A 17,290-nucleotide genomic window follows, 5' to 3' on the forward strand; every position below is an offset into this window, starting at 1 on the left:
CAATATCGCCCACGCTCCTGCTATGCTGCCTTCGACTCGCTGGGCGAGACGATCGAAGAACAGCACGGTCTGGACGATACGGCATGGCATTCCTCCTCGCGCTTGCAATGGTCGCACAGGCGGCGCCCGACGCCGCCGAGCGGCTAGAGGATGCGGGGCGCTATCGCGAGGCGGAACCGCTTCTTCGCGCGGCGCTTCAGCGTAGCGGGTCGCGCCAGGACGCCGCTGCCGCCGACGCGGCCGAGCGGCTGGGCGACAATCTCGCCCGGCAGGCGCGCCCGGCAGAAGCAGAACCCTTTTACCGTCGCGCGCTCCAGATCCGGCTGGCGGTCCATGGCGAGGGGCATCCGGCGACCGCCCGCAGCTACAGCCAGATCGCCGGCCTGGCGGCCGATGCCGGCAGGCTCGCCGAAGCCGACGCACTTTCGCGCCGCGCCTGCGCAATCCTGCTCGCAAGCGAGGGGCCGCAATCCCCGGCGCTCGCGCGCGCGCTCGGCAATCGTGCCGGCATCCTCGCGCGGATGGGGATGATGGCGGACGCGTATGAACTCTATCGCAAGTCGGCGGAGATTCTCCAGCGCGCGGGACCGCCGCTCGCGCTCGACTATGCCGTCGCGCTGAACAATCTGGCGGTGCATCTTCAGCGAATGGCGGCGGGCGATCGCGTCCCGGCCGGTTTTCGGCGCACCTTCACGATGCGGCAGGCAGTGCTCTCGCCGCCGATGCAGGGGTTGATGGCGGGGCTGGCGGGAGAGGAAGGTATCGACCCGATGCTTCGCCGCCGCCTCCTCGCCGACGCGGCGATGGCGTTCCGGATGGCGCTCGGCATCCGCATCAGGCTGCTGGGCGAGATGCATCCGGACACCGCGAACAGCCTGAACGGGCTTGCCGCCAGTCAGCGGTCGCTGGGCGATCTTGCCGGCGCGATGCAGAGCTATCGCCGCGCCTATGCGATCAAGGTGGCGACGCTCCCGCCCGAGGATCGCGACCGGGTGATCGGCGCATGGAGCCTTGCGACCGTGACGGAAACCGCCGGCGATGCGGTGCAGGCGCGCGCGCTGTACCGCGAGGCGGCGGCGGGAGCGATCGCAGCCCAGGCCCGGCATCGCGATTTCGACAGCGCCGCGACGCACGAGCTTCGCAGCTACGCGCCGATCTTTCGCGGGCAGGTCCGCACCGCCTGGGCGCTGTCGCGCCCCTAGTCGAGCGGGTAGAGCGCCGCCGCGATCCAGCGCTGTTCGGCGCGAAGCACGCCCCACGCCCGCGCTGCGGCCCGGCTGTCCATCACCTCGACCCCGAACGGTAGCGCCGCCTCGAGCGCGGGGGGCGGACGGCGCAGCGTGGATCCGGTCCCCAGCAACAGGAATTCGGGAAGCGGATCGAGGTTCAGCAGCGGCGCAAGCCCGGCAGGAGTCAGCGCGTCGAGCGGCGGTGGCGTCCAGCCATCGGCGCGCGAGGGCGTGAGCATCAACGCCGAATAGATGCCGTCATCGACGCGGAATCCCCGGGCGGAGAAACCGGAAACCACCGGCCCCTCAACCCGGGACCGGTCCATCCGCATCAGGGCATGTCCTTGAAACTGACCGGCCCGGTCCGCTCCTTGACCTCGGCCGCCTTCTCCTCGTCGGACTTGAAGCTGCCCGGCCCGACCTTGAACTGGATCAGGATCCCGTTGCCCACGAACATCGACGAATAGGTGCCGACGACGATGCCGAGCAGCATCGCCAACGAGAAGCCGAAGATCACGTTCGGACCCAGAACCACCAGCGCGGTCAGCGCGGTAATCAGCGTCAGCGAGGTCATGACGGTGCGCGCCAGCGTCTCGTTGATCGAGAGGTTGAGCAGCGGCACGATCTCCATCTTGCGGTATTTTCGCAGATTTTCGCGGACACGGTCAAAGATGACGATCTTGTCGTTCAGCGAATAGCCGATGATGGTCAACAGCGCGGCGATCGTGTTCAGGTTGAACTCGAGCTGGGTCAGCGCAAAGAAACCCAGCGTCACGATCATGTCCTGCGCGAGCGCGAGCAGCGCACCCAGGCCGAACTGCCATTCGAAACGGAACCAGATATAGATCGCGACCGCCAGCATCGCGAAGCCGAGCGCCATCGCGCCCTTCTGGAACAGCTCGCCCGACACCTTGCCCGACACGGCCTCGACCGAACCGATATGCGCGCCGGGATAGTTGCTGCCGATGACGTTGCGGATCTGGGCGACCGCCTTGCTCGCGGCGGCATCGTCGCCGCCGGGGACCGGCAGACGGATCGCGATATCGGTGGGGCTGCCGAACTGCTGGATCGTCGCCTCGCCATAGCCGAGCCTGCCGATGCGCTCACGCAGCGTGTCGATATGCACCGGCTGGGCAAAGGTGACGCGGACGTTCTGGCCGCCGACGAAATCGATGCCGAAATTCAGGCCGCGAAACACCAGCAGCGCGATCGACGCGGCGACCATGGTGACGGTCAGCACCGTCGCCAAATGGCGCCAGCGCATCCAGTCGATATTGGTGTCTTCGGGAACGAGCTTCAAAGGACGCATGGACATATTCCCTCAGATCACCACCGACTTGGGGCGGGACTTGAGCCAGTTGGCGACCAGCAGGCGGGTGAAGGTCACGGCGGTGAACACCGATGTGACGATGCCGATGGTCAGCACCACGGCGAACCCGCGCACCGGGCCGGCGCCAAAGACGAACATGATGAACGCGGCGATGACGTTGGTGACGTTCGCATCGAAAATCGCGCGCGTCGCCTCCTTATACCCGAATTCGATCGCCGAATTGTTCGGCCGCCCGCGTTTCAGCTCCTCACGGATGCGTTCGTTGATCAGCACATTGGCATCCACCGCCGCGCCGATCGTCAGCACGAAACCGGCGATGCCCGGCAGGGTCAGCGTGGCGTTGAACAGCGCCATGATGCCGATGATCATGATGACGTTCGCGATCAGCGCGATGTTCGCATAGACGCCGAAGCGGAAGTAGCAGACCAGCATCAGGAAGATGATCGCCCCGGTGCCGATCGCGCCGGCGACGATGCCGGATTCAATCGAATCGGCGCCCAGTTCGGGGCTGACCGTCGATTCCTCGACGACGTTCAGCTTCACCGGCATCTTGCCCGAACGCAGCGCGATGGCGAGCTGGTTCGCGCTATCGACGGTGAAGCCGCCGGAAATCTGGCCGCGCCCGCCCAGGATCGCCTCATTGATGTTCGGCGCGGAGATCACCGAATTATCGACGATGATCGCGAACGGCTTGCCGACATTCGCCTGCGTCGTCTGGGCGAAGCGGCGTCCGCCCTGCGAATCGAAGGTGAAGCCGACGACGACTTCCTGATTCTGGTTATATTCCTGATTGGCGTTGACCAGCTGGTCCCCGCTCACGATCACCTGGCGCTTCAGCGCGATCTGGGGAACATGCCCTTCCTGCGTCGGATAGGCGACATAGGGCAGCCCGGGGGGCGCCGACGGATAGGGAAGGATCTCGCTGCCGATCGGCGCATTGCCCTTGGCGATGTCGGCCGGATTGGCGGTGATGTCGACCAGCTTGAACTCGAGCCGCGCGGTCTTGCCCAGCAGCTGCTTGAGCGCCTCGGGATTGGCCAGGCCGGGAACCTGAACGACGATGCGATCGGTTCCCTGGCGCACGATCGTCGGTTCCAGCGTGCCGAGCGCGTTGATCCGGCGATCCACCACCTCGCGCGCGTCGCCCATCGCCTGGTCGATCGCCTGGGTGGTGCCGGCCGGGGTCTGGCTGACGATGAAGCGCGTCGTATCGCGCACCTCGATCGTCCATTGCCGCTGCCCGGTCATGCCGGCGCCGCTGCCGGTCAGCTGAAGCAGTCGTTCCCGCGCGGCATCGACCTGAGCGGGGTCACGGACCATGAAGGTGATCCGGCCATCACGGGTCGAGATGTCGCCGATGTCGATCCGCGGGTCCTGGCGACGGAACTCGGTTTCGATCTCGTCGCGCTTGGCGGCCAGGCGCACCTTCTGGAAGTCGGCGGTGTCGGCCTCCAGCAGGATGTAGCTGCCGCCGGCAAGGTCCAGGCCCAGATTGACCGTCGGCTGCGGCACCCATGCCGGCCACGTCGCCCGCACGCTCTTTGGCACGAAACTCGGGATGGCGATCAGGAAGCAGACGAAGATCGTGATCCAGACCGACCAGATCTTCCACTTGGGAAAGTCGAGCATGGCGTCAGTCGTTCGCGGGCTTGCCGCCGCCGAGCGGCTGGACCTCGACGATGGTGGACTTGACCACCTTCACCTTCACGCCCTGGGCGATCTCCACCTGGGCATAAACGTCGTCGGTCGAGATGACCTTGCCGACCAGGCCGCCGGCGGTGACGACCGTGTCGTTCTTCTTCATCTCCGAGATCGACGCTTGCAGCGTCTTCATCCGCTTCTGCTGCGGACGGATCATCAGGAAGTAGAAGGCGACGAAGATGAGGATCAGCGGCGCGATCGACAGGAACGAGGCGGCTGCGCCCCCCTGGCCCGCCGCGCTTCCCGCGGCCTGTGCATAAGCAGGTGAGATGATCATGGGTCCCCGTGGCCTGAATTGATGGGCCGATTGGTGGGGGCGAACGCCCCCGGGTTCAAGCGGCGCGCGCTACCACTTGCCGGCCCCGCGCGCAACTATTTGCCTGAGCGTTGCACGGCGGCCACGCCGGCGCGCCTGCCCTCTTGCATCCCGGCCCGCACCGCCCTAGAGGCCCTTCGCTCTGGTCGGGGCGTAGCGCAGCCTGGTAGCGCATCACACTGGGGGTGTGGGGGTCGCTGGTTCGAATCCAGTCGCCCCGACCAATTACACCACATCGTTCCCGCCCGATTTCAACCGCGACCACCGCCCCCGCGGCGCTCCGGGCAATGACATGGCAATCATCCGGCGCTGATCGCGTTGGCCGAACCACACTGACACGCGCCAGCCTCCACTTTATGGCCGCCCGCTATTTCGGGTCGGGCGTCCCGTCGAACTTGCGTTCGAGGCCGGTCCAGCAATCGGCATAGTCGGACTGGATCGGCGCCTCCTGCGCGGCCCAGCGGGTCAGGTGCTGGGGGAAGCGGGTCTCGAACATGAAGCTCATCGTGCGATCGAGCTTTTCGGGCTTCAGATCAGCGTTGCTCGCCTTTTCGAACGCGGCGCGATCGGGACCATGGGGCAGCATGCAATTGTGCAGGCTCATGCCCCCCGGGGCGAAGCCGTCGGGCTTGGCATCATATTCGCCATAGATATTCCCCATCAGCTCGCTCATCACATTCTTGTGATACCAGGGCGGACGGAAGCTGTGTTCGGCGACCATCCAGCGCTCGCGGAACAGCACGAAATCGATATTCGCGGTACCGGGAACGCCCGACGGCGCGGTCAGCACGGTGAAGATCGACGGGTCGGGATGATCGAACAGGATCGCGCCGACCGGGCTGTAGGTGCGCAGATCATATTTGCACGGCGCATAGTTGCCGTGCCAGGCGACGACGTCGAGCGGGCTGTGATCGATCGCGCAGCGGTGAAAGCCGCCGCACCATTTCATCGTCACGGTGGACGGCGTATCGCGATCCTCGAACCAGGCGACCGGGGTCTTGAAATCGCGCGGATTGGCCAGGCAATTGGCGCCGATCGGCCCGCGATCGGGCAGGTCGAATTTCTGCCCGTAATTTTCGCAGACAAAGCCTCGGCACGGGCCGTCGATCACCTCGACCCGATAGACCAGACCGCGCGGCAGGATCGCGATCTCGCCCGGCGCGATCTCGATCACGCCCAGTTCGGTGACGAAGCGCAGCGCCCCCTCCTGCGGCACGACCAGCAACTCGCCATCGGCCGAACAGAAATAGGCATCCACCATCGACTGGGTGACAAGATAGACGTGCGCCGCCATTCCCGTCTGGACGTTGACGTCGCCCGCGGTCGTTGCCGTGTGCATGCCCGAAATCCAGTCGAGCGGCTGCGCGGCATGCGGCACCGGGTCCCAGCGATACTGGCCCAGGCTGGCCACGCCCGGAACCACGTTCGGCGCCGATTTCCAGTGCGGCACGTCGATGGGTTCGAACCGCGCGACATGCCGGACGCTGGGACGGATGCGATAGCACCAGCTGCGCTCGTTATGACCCCGCGGCGCGGTGAAGGCGGTTCCCGAAAGCTGTTCGGCATAGAGGCCATAGGGACATTTCTGCGGCGAATTCTGCCCCTGCGGCAGCGCGCCGGGCAGCGCCTCGGTCTCGAAATCATTGCCGAAGCCCGGCATATAGCCGGCGGCGATCGCCTGAGAACCGGTCATCATTCACCTCCGCAACGGCACGCGTAATTCGTATCAAATGATACGATCCATGCTATAGCCCCGATCCACGCCAGCTTCAATCGGCCGGGATGCAAAGGCAAGCGCGCCCTGCCCCCGACCCCGCGCTGCGGAGGACCGGTCGAAAAGTGACTTAGTGAGATAAAACGGTTTGACGCCGCTTCGCGCCGCCGTCACTAATGCCGCAGACACCTCAACGGGGGTGCGCACATCACGAACACCGGATCGGAACGGGCGCCTGCGCCCGCGCCGGCGATCGGGGAGACGACAGGTGGACAGACGGGATTTTCTGGCGTTCAGCAGCTTTGCCGGGAGCGCGGCGCTTGCGCCCGGTTTCTTCGGCAAGGCGATCGCCGCAGGCGCATTGCAGGATGAGATCGACATCGCGGTGAAGAAGCAGCTGGCCGACGCCGCGCTGAACGCCGCCAAGGGTGCCGGCGCCAGCTATTGCGACGTGCGCGTCGGCCGGTATCTGCGCCAGTTCGTCATCACCCGCGAAAAGAACGTCCAGAATATCGTCAACACCGAATCGACCGGCACCGGGGTTCGCGTGATCGCCGACGGGGCCTGGGGCTTCGCGGCGACCAACGAGATGACGACCGACGCGGTCGCGCTGGCGGCGCGGCAGGCGACGGCGATGGCCAAGGCGAATGCCCGCATCCAGACCGAGCGCGTCCAGCTCGCCCCGACGCCCGGCGTTGGCGAGGTCAGCTGGAAGACGCCGATCAAGAAGAACGCGATGCTGGTGCCGATCGCGGACAAGGTCGGCCTGTTGCTCGACGTCAACAACGCCGCGCTGGCCGCCGGTGCCAGCTTCGTCAATTCGATGCTGTTCCTGGTCAACGAACAGAAATATTTCGCCTCGACCGACGGGTCCTACATCGATCAGGACGTGCATCGCATCTGGGCGCCGCTGACCGTCACCGCGATCGACAAGACCACCGGCAAGTTCCGCAGCCGCGAGGGCCTGTCGGCGCCGATGGGCCTTGGCTGGGAATATCTGGACGGCGCGGCGAAGGACAAGTTCGTGCTGGCGAACGGCCTGACCACCTATGGCATGTCGTATGACATGAAGGAGGACGCGATCGCCGCGGCGAAGGACGCGCAGACGAAGCTGAAGGCGCCGTCGGTGAAGCCGGGCAAATATGATCTGGTGCTCGATCCCAACCATCTGGGCCTGACCATCCACGAATCGATCGGCCACCCGCTCGAACTCGACCGCGTGCTGGGCTATGAAGCCAATTATGCCGGCACCAGCTTCGCGACGCTCGACAAGCGCGACGCGGCGTTCAAATATGGCAGCGAGCTGGTCAACGTCTTCGCCGACAAGACCCAGCCCGGCTCGCTCGGCGCGGTCGCCTATGATGACGAGGGTGTGAAGACCAAGCGCTGGGACCTCATCAAGGACGGCAAGCTGGTCGATTATCAGGCGATCCGCGATCAGGTGCATATCCTGGGTAAGAAGGCGTCCGACGGCTGCTGCTATGCCGACAGCTGGTCGAGCGTTCAGTTTCAGCGCATGGCCAATGTCTCGCTCGCGCCCGGCAAGAAGAAGCTGTCCCCCGCCGACATGATCGCCGGGGTAGAGAACGGCATCTATATTTCGGGTCGCGGTTCGTTCTCGATCGACCAGCAACGCTACAATGCGCAGTTCGGCGGAACGGTGTTCTACGAGATCAAGAACGGCAAGCTCGGCCAGATGCTGGAGGATGTCGCCTATCAGATGCGCACCCCGGAATTCTGGGGATCGTGCGCCGCGATCTGTGACGAAGGCGATTATCGCATGTTCGGTTCGTTCTTCGACGGCAAGGGGCAGCCGAGCCAGGTGTCGGCGGTGAGCCACGGTTCGTCCACCACCCGCTTCAACGGCATCAACGTCATCAGCACCGCCCGGTCGCTGGGCTGAACGCGCGCGCAGGAGTAACAGATATGAGCATCCTTACCGAAGCGCAGGCCAAGGCGATCCTGGACAAGGTGATCGCCCTGTCGAAGGCCGACGAGACCAGCGCCCAGCTTGCCGGCGGCATCGCGGGCAATGTCCGCTTCGCCCGCAACAACATCTCGACCGCCGGCGTGGTCGATGACACCGACCTGATCGTGCAGGTCGCATTCGGCAAGCGGGTGGGCATCGCCACGATCAACGAGTTCGACGACGCCTCGCTGGAGCGGGTCGTGCGGCGTGCCGAGGATCTGGCCAAGCTGGCGCCGGAAAATCCCGAGCATATGCCGATCGTCGGCAAGCAGAGCTATCGCCCGACCGACACGTTCAGCGCGGCGACCGCAGCGATCACGCCGGAGGCCCGCGCCAAGATCGCCGAAGCGTCGATCACCCCCTGCCGCGCGCAGAAGCTGGTCGCGGCCGGCTTTCTGGAGGACGGCCAGTCGTTCGTCGCCCATGCCAATTCGAAGGGCAATTTCGGATATCAGCGCGCGACTCAGGCCGATTACACCTGCACCGTGCGGACCGAGGACGGGCGCGGTTCCGGCTGGGTCGGCCACAATGTCCAGGACATTTCGAAATTCGACGCCAGCGACGACATCCAGGTGGCGATGCGCAAGGCATCGGCATCGGTCGATGCCAAGGCGCTGGAGCCGGGCAAATATACCGTGATCCTGGAGCCGGCCGCCGCCGCGGGCCTGATCAGCTTCATGATGAACTTCTTCGGCGCGCGATCGGCGGACGAAGGCCGCAGCTTCCTCTCGAAAAAGGGCGGCGGGAACAAGATCGGCGAACAGATCATGGATCCGCGCGTCAACATCTATACCGACCCCTGGAACCCCGAGGTGCCGGTGCTGCCCTGGGACAATGAGGGGCTGCCGCGCCAGCGCACCCAGATCATCGACAAGGGCAAGGTCGCGAACCTCGAATATTCGCGGTTCTGGGCCGCAAAGCAGGGCAAGCCCGAAACCGCCGACTGGGGCAATGTCATCATGGAAGGCGGCACCCGTTCGACCGCCGAGCTGATCCGCAGCACCGAGAAGGGCATCCTGGTGTCGCGCACCTGGTACATTCGCATGGTCGATCCGCAGACCGTCCTGCTGACCGGCCTGACCCGTGACGGCACCTTCTATATCGAGAACGGGCAGATCAAATATCCGATCAAGAACTTCCGCTTCAACGAAAGCCCGGTGATCATGCTCAACAATATCGACGAGCTGGGCCGGTCGATCCGCGTCAAGGCGGACGAGGGCGGCACGATGATGCTGCCGCCGATGAAGCTGAGGGATTTCACCTTCACCTCGCTGTCGGACGCGGTCTGAGGCGTCGGGGCGGGGCGGACCCGCGGGAGTTGCGTTGCCGTGAACCGCGCCGAATTTCTGAAACTGCTGGGCGGCGGTCTGGCCGGCATGATGCTGGCCACGCCGCCCGCCACCGCGCAGCGCGCGAAACCGGCGCGCGGTTCGGGCGCGGGATATGATTTCTGGTTCACCCGGCTCAGCTATAATTCGGGCGACTGGAACGTCGATCAGCGGATGCCGTCGAACCTGCTGACGTCGCTGGTGGATTACACGACGTTGCGGGTCGATCCGACCGAACGGGTGGTGGCGCTGAGCGATCCGAAGATGCTGGCGGCCCCCTTCTGCTATCTGGCCGGACACAAGGCGGTCGAATTTTCCGATGCCGAGCGGCGCAACTTCGAACGTTATGTCCGCAATGGCGGGTTTGTGTTCGTGGACGATTGCAACCACGACATCGACGGACTGTTCGCCAAGTCGTTCGAGGCGCAGATGACGCGCATTTTCGGCGCCACGGCGTTGCGCAAGCTGCCGAACGACCACCCGCTCTATTCCAGCTTCTTCAAATTCCCCGGACCGCCCGCGACCACGTTCGAGCTGAACGGATGGGGCGACGACCTGGTGCATGATTATCTGAAGGGCATCACCATCAACGGCCGGCTGGGCCTGCTCTACAGCAACAAGGATTATGGCTGTGAGTGGGACTATGACTGGCGCAACAAACGATTCCTGGCGGAGGACAATACGAAGTTCGGAGTGAACATCGTGATGTACGCGCTGACCAACTGAAGGATGCGGGCGACGTGGCGAACAAGGCATCGGTAAGCGAAGCGGAGGTCGAGGGCCGGCTGGCCAGGCTGGGCGATCTGCGCCGGGCGATCGCGACCGCGATCGTCGGACAGGAAGATGTGGTCGAACAGCTTCTCATCGGCCTGCTGGCCGGCGGCCATTGCCTGCTGGAAGGCGTCCCGGGGTTGGGCAAGACGCTGCTGGTGCGGACGCTGGGCGAGGCGCTGGAACTCGATTTCCGCCGCGTCCAGTTCACCCCCGATCTGATGCCGAGCGACATTCTGGGAACCGAATTGCTGGAGGAAGACCACGGCACCGGGCATCGCAGCTTTCGCTTTCAGCAGGGGCCGGTATTCACCAACCTGCTGCTTGCCGACGAACTCAACCGCACCCCGCCCAAGACCCAGGCCGCGCTGTTGGAGGCGATGCAGGAAAAGACGGTCAGCTATGGCGGAAAGACCCATCAGCTGCCCCGTCCCTTCTTCGTGCTGGCGACGCAGAACCCGCTGGAACAGGCCGGCACCTATCCGCTGCCCGAAGCACAGCTCGACCGGTTCCTGCTGCATGTCCGCGTCGGCTATCCCAGCGCGGCGGAGGAGCGCGACATTCTGAGCCTCACGACCGGCAGCGCCGGCGGCGCGGTGCCGCGCGTGATGGACGCCGACGACGTACTGGCGATGCAGGGCTGGGTCCGCGACGTCCACCTGTCCGACGACCTGCTGGAGTGGATCACGACCCTGGTCCGCGCGACGCGGCCCGGCGATGGCGGCGCGCCCCCGGCGGTCGCCAGCTATGTCCGCTGGGGTGCCGGGCCGCGCGCGGGGCAGGCGCTGGTCCTGTGCGCCAAGGCGCGCGCGCTGCTGCACGGGCGGCTGGCGGCGACGCGCGAGGATATCGCCGCGCTGGCCGCGCCGGTGATGCGCCATCGCCTGCTGATGTCGTTCGCCGCCGAAGCGGAGGGCAAGAGCGCCGACGACGTGGTCGCGGCGTTGCTCGACCATCTGCCCCCGCCCGCCGCCTGACCCATGGCGCGCGCGCCGATCCCGATCCCGCCCGAAGTGCGCGGCCGGCTGAAGCGGCTGACGCTGAGCGCGCGGCGTGCGAGCGGCGAGCGCGGGATCGGCATGCACGCCAGCCGCAGCCGGGGCGCCGGCCTGGAGTTCGCGCAATATCGCGCCTACGAACCCGGCGACGAGCCACGCCAGATCGACTGGAAGCTCTATGCCCGGTCGGACAAGTTCTTCGTGCGCGAATCCGAACGCGAGAGTCCGGTCGCCCTGTGGATGCTGATCGACGCCAGCGCATCGATGGCGCAGGCGGATCGCGCGACGCCCGACTGGTCCCGCTTCGACGCCGCGAAGGCGCTCGCCGCCTGTATCGCCGAGCTGGCGATGCAGCAGGACGACCGGTTCGGCTGGATCGTGCTGGGTGAGCCGGCGGTGACGCTGGCCGATCCGCGCGGGGGCCGGCGGCAGCGGGACCGGCTGCTGGTGGATCTGGCGCGGGTGGACGCCGCGGGAAGTTTTCCCGGCGAGGCCACGCTCACGCCGCTATGGGAACGGATCGGAGCCCGCGATCTGGTGCTGTTCCTGAGCGACTGTTTCGACGAAGCGGGGCTGGCGCTGATCGAGCGGCTGGCCCGGGCGGGACGTGAAGTACTCGCGATCCAGCTGCTGACCGTCGAGGAACGGGAGTTCCCGTTCGACGGCGGCTATCGCTTTCGCGATCCCGAAAGCGGAGCGGAACTGGTCGGCGACGGCCCCGCGCTGCGCGCCGCGTTCCTGCGCCGCTTCGCCGCAGCCCAGGCGGCGCTGGACGCGCGGCTGGACGCGGCCGGCATCCGCCACGCGCGCTATGTGATCGACGAGCCGCTCGACCGGCCGTTACAGGCGCTGTTCGGCCGAGCCGGGCCGGTCGGCGCGTGACGCCGTTGCTCCTCTTCCCGGCCGGGCTGGCCGCGCTGATCGCGCTCGCGGTGCCGCTGCTGGTCCATCTGCGGCGGCGGACGGAAGAGGTGCCGATCGATTTCGCGGCGCTGCGCTGGCTCGATCCGCTGCCCCGGCCGCGCCGACGCATCCGCTTTGACGACCTCTTGTTGCTGAGCGTGCGGCTGCTGTTGATCGCGGCATTGGCGCTGCTGCTCGCCCGGCCGGCAGTGCTGGGCGCGGAGAACGCGCGCGCGCGGGTGCTGGTGGCGCCCGGGGTCCCGGCAGAGATGGCGCGCCGGATCGCTGGGCCGGAGGCCGATGCGCAATGGATCGCGCCCGATTTTCCGTCGATCGACACGCGGCCACCATCGGGCCGCGTACCTCTGTCGAGCCTGATCCGCCAGTTCGATGCCGAGCTTCCCAGGGGTGCGGCGCTGACGATCGTCGTGCCGCCGGTTCTGGACGGGGTCGATGCCGAGCCGATCCGGCTGACCCGACAAGCCGAATGGCGGATCGTGAAGGCCGACGCTGTGACGCAGGCACCGCCCGCGACCCCCGCGCCGGCGCTCACCGTCCGCCACGCGCCAGCGCAGGGAGAGCAGGTCCGCTATTTCCGCGCCGCCGCCGCCGCGTGGGGCGCCGCGCCGCGTTTCGACGCCGACCCCGGCGACGCCTTGCCGCCGCGCGATCATGTACTGGTGTGGCTGACCCCCGGGCCGGTGCCGGGACGCGTGACCGACTGGGTCGCACGCGGCGGCACCGCGCTGCTCGGCGAGGGCGCACGGGTGGCGATGCCGGGCGCGACCGTGCCGCTGTGGCGGGACGGCGAGGGCGCGCCGATCGTCGAGGGAGCGCCGATGGGTGATGGCCGGCTGTTGCGGTTCACCCGGCCATTGGTCCCCGCGGCGATCCCCGACCTGTTCGACGCGGGCTTTGCAGAGCGGCTGCGCATCCTGTTGACCCCGCCGGCGCCGGCACCCGCCCGGGTGGACGCGGCGCGGTTCGCGCCTGTGGCGGGACGCGCGCCCTACCCGCTGCCGCCGCGCGAGCTGACCGCATGGCTGGCGATGCTGATCGCCGTACTGTTCGTGATCGAGCGCTGGCTGGCGACGCGCCGGCACAGGCTGACGGCATGAGCGGGGAGGTTCCGGTGACGAACTGGACGCGTGCGCCACGCCGGCGCGCCGCGTTGAACCTTGCGCTTGCATGGACCCCGGCGATTCTCGTCGCCGGTGCGGCGGCGTGGCGGCTGGCGGGTGCGGGCTGGGCGACCGGCATCGCGCTGACCGGCCTCCTCGTGCTGGCCGGCGCGGCAGCGCGGATCGTCGCGCGGTTCGATCGCACATGGCTGGTGCGCCGGCTGGATGCGCGCGAGGACGGGCTGGAGGATAGCGCCGACCTGCTGTTCGGCGGGCGGGCGACGCTGGGGCCGATCCAGCAGCTTCAGCGCGCGCGGATCGAGCGGCGGGTCGCCGCGATCGATCCCGACACGCTGGTCGATGCGTGGGCGCATCGGTGGATCGCGCCGGCCTGGATCGCGGGCGCGGTGGCGAGCGCGGCGATCCTGTTGTGGCCGGCGGCCCACCCCGCCCCGCCGCCGCTGAGTCCGGCCGCCGAGGGAACCGCCGCCGCACCGGGTGAGCCGCGCCTGACCGGACAGCGCGTGCGGATCGTACCGCCCGCCTATACCGGGCTGCCCGCGCGCTACGCGACCGGGCTGGACGTGCGTGCGCCGACGGGATCGCGGATCGAGTGGACGCTTGCCTTTACCCCCCAGCCGACCGCTGCGGCGATCCAGCTGTTGGGCGGTCAGCACCTGCCGCTGCGTGCGACGCGCGAAGGCTGGGCCGGCGCGCTGCGGCTCGACCGGCCGCTCTTGTACCGTGTCACCGCCGGCGGGATGCGCGCGACACCGCCGCTCCACCGGCTCGAGCCGATCGCCGACACGCCCCCGCAATTGCGCGTGGTCGCGCCGGCGCAGACGCTCGTCCTCGCGAAGCCGGGTCAGCGCAGTTGGCGCGTGGTGTTCGAGGCGAGCGACGATTATGCCGTCGCCGCGACCGCGAAGCTGACCGTCACCGTCGCGAAGGGCGATGGCGAGAATGTGAGCTTTACCGAACGCAGCCGGATCGTGCGCGGATCTGGCGCGGTGCGCAAACGGCGCTTCGCGATCGACCTCGACCTTGCCAGCTATGGGCTGGAGCCGGGCAGCGATCTCGTCGCGCAGCTGACGGTCGCGGACACGCGCATGCCCGACCCGCATGTCGTGCGCGGCCCCGGCGTGATCCTGCGCTGGCCGCCGAAACCGACCGAGGAGAGCGGCGGGCTGGAGATGATGGCGAAGCGTGTCATGCCCGCCTATTTCCGCAGCCAGCGCCAGATCATCATCGATACCGAAGCGCTGATCCGCGAGCGCAAGCGCCTGTCCGCCGACGCCTTCCTTGCGAAATCCGACGCGATCGGCGCGGATCAGCGGCTGTTGCGGCTGCGCTATGGGCAATTCGTCGGCATGGAGGATGAGGGCCAGCCCAAGGCGCCGCCGCTGCCGATCGCCGATGACGCGCCACCCCCTGCCGAGCCGGAGCATCGCGAGGGGGATGGCCACGATCATGGCGACGGCTCCGCGTCGGCGCCCAAGGTATTTGGCCAGGCCGGCGACGTCACCGCCGAATTCGGTCACACCCATGACGAGAGCGAGGCGGCGACGCTGCTTGATCCCGACACCCGCACGATGCTGAAACAGGCGCTGGAGGAAATGTGGCAGGCCGAACTCAACCTGCGCTCGGGCAAGCCCGAGGCGGCGCTGCCCTATGAGAATCGCGCCCTGGCCTGGATCAAGAAGATCCAGCAGGCGACCCGCATCTACCTGCCGCGCGTGGGAACGCAGCTGCCACCGGTCGATATGGCCCGGCGGATGACGGGCAAGCGCGAGGGGATCGCCAGCCGCGCGGCCCAGCTCACCCCCTTTGCGATCGACGACGCGGCGCCGGCCGACACCTGGCGCGCGCTGGCCCGGCCCGGCCCGGTCGATCTCGACGCGCTCGACCGCTGGATCCGCACGAACACGACCCGCATCCGCGACCCGCTCGCGGTGCTGAAAGCGTCAGCCGAGCTGCGCGCCGATCCCGGCTCCGGCGCGGCGCGCGAACGGCTGCGGGCGCAGCTCTGGGCGGTGCTGACCCGGCCCCCGGCGGAGGTGCGCCGTCGCGGTGACGGCGGCGCGATCGGGCGACGCTATATCGGCGGATTGCGCTGATGGCCCGGCCTGACCTCATCGTCGCCGTGCTGATCGCGAGCGGAGCCGCGATCGGCATCGCGCGCCTGCTGCGTATCCGCCGCGACACGCGCGCGCTGCTTCTCGCCGCGCTGATGCTGGCGAGCGCCGCGCTGCTGTACCTCACCCTGGTCCCACCGCGCCTGCCGGTCGCCGGCGAAACGCTGGTGGTGGCGACGGCGCAGGCGCCCCGGACGATTCCGGTAGCTTCGGGCGAGCGGCTGGTCGCGCTGCCCGAAGCGCCCGCCATCGTCGGCGCGGAGCGGGTGCCGGATCTCGCGACGGCGTTGCGCCGCTATCGCCAGGTCGCGCGCATCCGCATCGTCGGTCGTGGGCTGACCGCGCGCGATCGCGGTGACGATGCCGGGGTGCCGGTCGCCTTTCGCCCGATGCCGGCCCCGGCCGGCCTGACGATGCTCGATCCGCCGGGCGATACGGCGGCGGGCGGGGTCTTCACGCTGGCCGGCGAGACGCAGGGCGTATCGGGGGGCAGCGTCGAACTGCTCGATCCCGCCGGTCGGCGCATCGATCAGCGGCGGATCGGCGCGGACGGGCGGTTCACCATGGGCGGTACCGCGCGGGCGCCCGGCCTCGCGCTGTTCACCCTGCGGCTGCGCGATGCGGGCAAGGCGATCGTCGCTGAAACGCCGGTGCCGCTGCGCACCCGCGCACGCCGCCCCGTCCGCGTGCTGCTGGTCGGTGCGCCGGCGCCGGAGACGAAATATCTGCGCCGATGGGCGGAGGATTCGGGGATCGACCTGGTCAGCCGCCTCGACGCGGGCGGCGGCGTACAGCTGGGCAGCGCGCCGGTCGGGATGGACGCGGCAAGCCTGCGCCGTTTCGACGCGATGATCGTCGATGATCGTGCGCTCGACCGGCTGGGCGGCGCGCGATCGGGTATCACCAGTGCCGTCGCCGGCGGAATGGGCCTCATCATCCGCATGACCGGCCCCGCCACCGCCGCCGCCCGGCGCGAATGGCAGGGGATGGGAATCGCGGTCGCCGGCGGAGATGAGACCGGCCCTGTCGCGCTGCCGGCGCTGGCGGGCGACGCGGAGGCCCTGGCCAGCCGGCGCGGGCCGGGGTCCGCCGATGTCGCCGCCGACATCAACACGATCGACGACCCGGCGCCCGAGCTTGGCCGCTGGACGGTGCGGGCGGGGCCGGACATCGTCCCGGCGGTGCGGGACGACAATGGCGCGATGCTGGCCGGGTGGCGCCAGCGCGGGCAGGGCCGTGTCGCCCTGTGGACCGTGGCGGACAGTTTCGCGCTGGTGCTGGGCGGACAGGCCGAGCGATACTATCAATGGTGGAGCGACACGCTGAGCGCGGTCGTGCGTCCCGACCCCGATTTCCGCCCCGACCTGCCCGCGCTGCCGCGCGCGGGTGAACGGATCGCGATCTGTGGGCTGACCGGGTCGCCGCGCGTGACGACCGCCGATGGCGCCGATGTCGCGCTGGCCATCGATCCGGCTGCGGGCGGTCGCGGCTGCGCTGCCTATTGGCCGGCGGCGGCAGGCGTGCATGTGGTCGTCCAGCCATCGAAGGCAGGGCCGCGTACCTTTCCCTTTTCGGTCCTGAACGCCAGCGCGATGGCGACCGCGAGGATGAGGGAAACGGGAGACGCCACCGCGCGCTGGGCGGAGCGGCAGCGCGCCGAGGGACGGACGGCGCGCCAGGACCGCCGTGGCCCGGCATGGCCATGGTTCCTGGCGTGGCTGCTGGTCAGTGCCGCGCTATGGGTCGGCGAACGGCGCTGGCGCCGCACCGGCTGA

The 17,290-nt window shown here is 68.2% G+C and carries 14 protein-coding genes and 1 tRNA gene; 10 read left to right on the plus strand and 5 right to left on the minus strand.

Annotation, left to right across the window (positions count from 1 at the left end):
- The first annotated feature begins 83 nt into the window (after positions 1-83).
- The gene (locus tag KF783_RS02150) at positions 84-1,202 is read left to right on the plus strand and encodes a tetratricopeptide repeat protein (protein ID WP_294076240.1); all 1,119 of its coding nucleotides are present in this window, start codon (positions 84-86) and stop codon (positions 1,200-1,202) included.
- Here KF783_RS02150 and KF783_RS02155 read toward each other — a convergent pair.
- Genes KF783_RS02155 through yajC form a run of 4 tightly spaced genes read right to left on the minus strand, consistent with a single transcriptional unit; the run spans position 1,199 to position 4,537 of the window.
- A complete protein-coding gene (locus KF783_RS02155; protein WP_294076241.1) occupies positions 1,199-1,561 on the minus strand; it encodes an MTH938/NDUFAF3 family protein in 363 nt (120 codons plus the stop codon). The genes KF783_RS02150 and KF783_RS02155 overlap by 4 nt on opposite strands.
- Positions 1,561-2,538: a protein translocase subunit SecF gene (gene secF, locus KF783_RS02160; RefSeq protein ID WP_294076242.1), complete on the minus strand. Its 978-nt coding sequence runs from the start codon at positions 2,536-2,538 to the stop codon at positions 1,561-1,563. The genes KF783_RS02155 and secF overlap by 1 nt, the downstream gene beginning before the upstream one ends.
- A 12-nt stretch (positions 2,539-2,550) precedes the next feature.
- Positions 2,551-4,188, minus strand: a complete 1,638-nt coding sequence (gene secD / locus KF783_RS02165) for a protein translocase subunit SecD (protein ID WP_294076243.1) — start codon at positions 4,186-4,188, stop codon at positions 2,551-2,553.
- 4 nt (positions 4,189-4,192) lie between these two features.
- Positions 4,193-4,537, minus strand: a complete 345-nt coding sequence (gene yajC, locus KF783_RS02170) for a preprotein translocase subunit YajC (RefSeq protein WP_294076244.1) — start codon at positions 4,535-4,537, stop codon at positions 4,193-4,195.
- A 186-nt stretch (positions 4,538-4,723) separates the two neighbouring features.
- Here yajC and KF783_RS02175 point away from each other — a divergent pair.
- A tRNA-Pro gene (locus KF783_RS02175) sits at positions 4,724-4,800 on the plus strand.
- Positions 4,801-4,943: 143 nt separating this feature from the next.
- Here the strand turns inward: KF783_RS02175 and hmgA are convergent.
- Complete coding sequence (gene hmgA / locus KF783_RS02180) at positions 4,944-6,269, minus strand: homogentisate 1,2-dioxygenase (RefSeq protein WP_294076245.1); 1,326 nt, start codon at positions 6,267-6,269, stop codon at positions 4,944-4,946.
- 289 nt (positions 6,270-6,558) lie between these two features.
- Between hmgA and KF783_RS02185 the strand changes: the two genes are divergently transcribed.
- The 8 genes from KF783_RS02185 to KF783_RS02220 are packed head-to-tail and all read left to right on the plus strand — an operon-like array spanning position 6,559 to position 17,290.
- Positions 6,559-8,193 (plus strand): TldD/PmbA family protein, encoded by a 1,635-nt coding sequence (locus tag KF783_RS02185; protein WP_294076246.1) that lies wholly within the window; start codon positions 6,559-6,561, stop codon positions 8,191-8,193.
- A 23-nt stretch (positions 8,194-8,216) separates the two neighbouring features.
- A complete protein-coding gene (locus tag KF783_RS02190; protein WP_294076247.1) occupies positions 8,217-9,548 on the plus strand; it encodes a TldD/PmbA family protein in 1,332 nt (443 codons plus the stop codon).
- Positions 9,549-9,587: 39 nt separating this feature from the next.
- Positions 9,588-10,313, plus strand: coding sequence for a DUF4159 domain-containing protein (locus tag KF783_RS02195; RefSeq protein WP_294076248.1), 726 nt, complete (start codon positions 9,588-9,590; stop codon positions 10,311-10,313).
- A 14-nt stretch (positions 10,314-10,327) separates the two neighbouring features.
- Positions 10,328-11,335: a MoxR family ATPase gene (locus KF783_RS02200; protein WP_294076249.1), complete on the plus strand. Its 1,008-nt coding sequence runs from the start codon at positions 10,328-10,330 to the stop codon at positions 11,333-11,335.
- A gap of 3 nt (positions 11,336-11,338) precedes the next feature.
- A complete protein-coding gene (locus KF783_RS02205) occupies positions 11,339-12,238 on the plus strand; it encodes a DUF58 domain-containing protein (protein WP_294076250.1) in 900 nt (299 codons plus the stop codon).
- Complete coding sequence (locus KF783_RS02210; protein WP_294076251.1) at positions 12,235-13,377, plus strand: BatA domain-containing protein; 1,143 nt, start codon at positions 12,235-12,237, stop codon at positions 13,375-13,377. Before KF783_RS02205 ends, KF783_RS02210 begins: the two co-directional genes overlap by 4 nt.
- The gene (locus tag KF783_RS02215; protein ID WP_294076252.1) at positions 13,374-15,497 is read left to right on the plus strand and encodes a DUF4175 domain-containing protein; all 2,124 of its coding nucleotides are present in this window, start codon (positions 13,374-13,376) and stop codon (positions 15,495-15,497) included. The genes KF783_RS02210 and KF783_RS02215 overlap by 4 nt, the downstream gene beginning before the upstream one ends.
- Positions 15,497-17,290 carry a carboxypeptidase regulatory-like domain-containing protein gene (locus KF783_RS02220; RefSeq protein ID WP_294076253.1) on the plus strand — a complete coding sequence of 598 codons (1,794 nt, stop codon included), beginning with the start codon at positions 15,497-15,499 and terminating at the stop codon, positions 17,288-17,290. Before KF783_RS02215 ends, KF783_RS02220 begins: the two co-directional genes overlap by 1 nt.

Source organism: Sphingomonas sp., from assembly GCF_019635455.1.
Taxonomy (GTDB): domain Bacteria; phylum Pseudomonadota; class Alphaproteobacteria; order Sphingomonadales; family Sphingomonadaceae; genus Sphingomonas.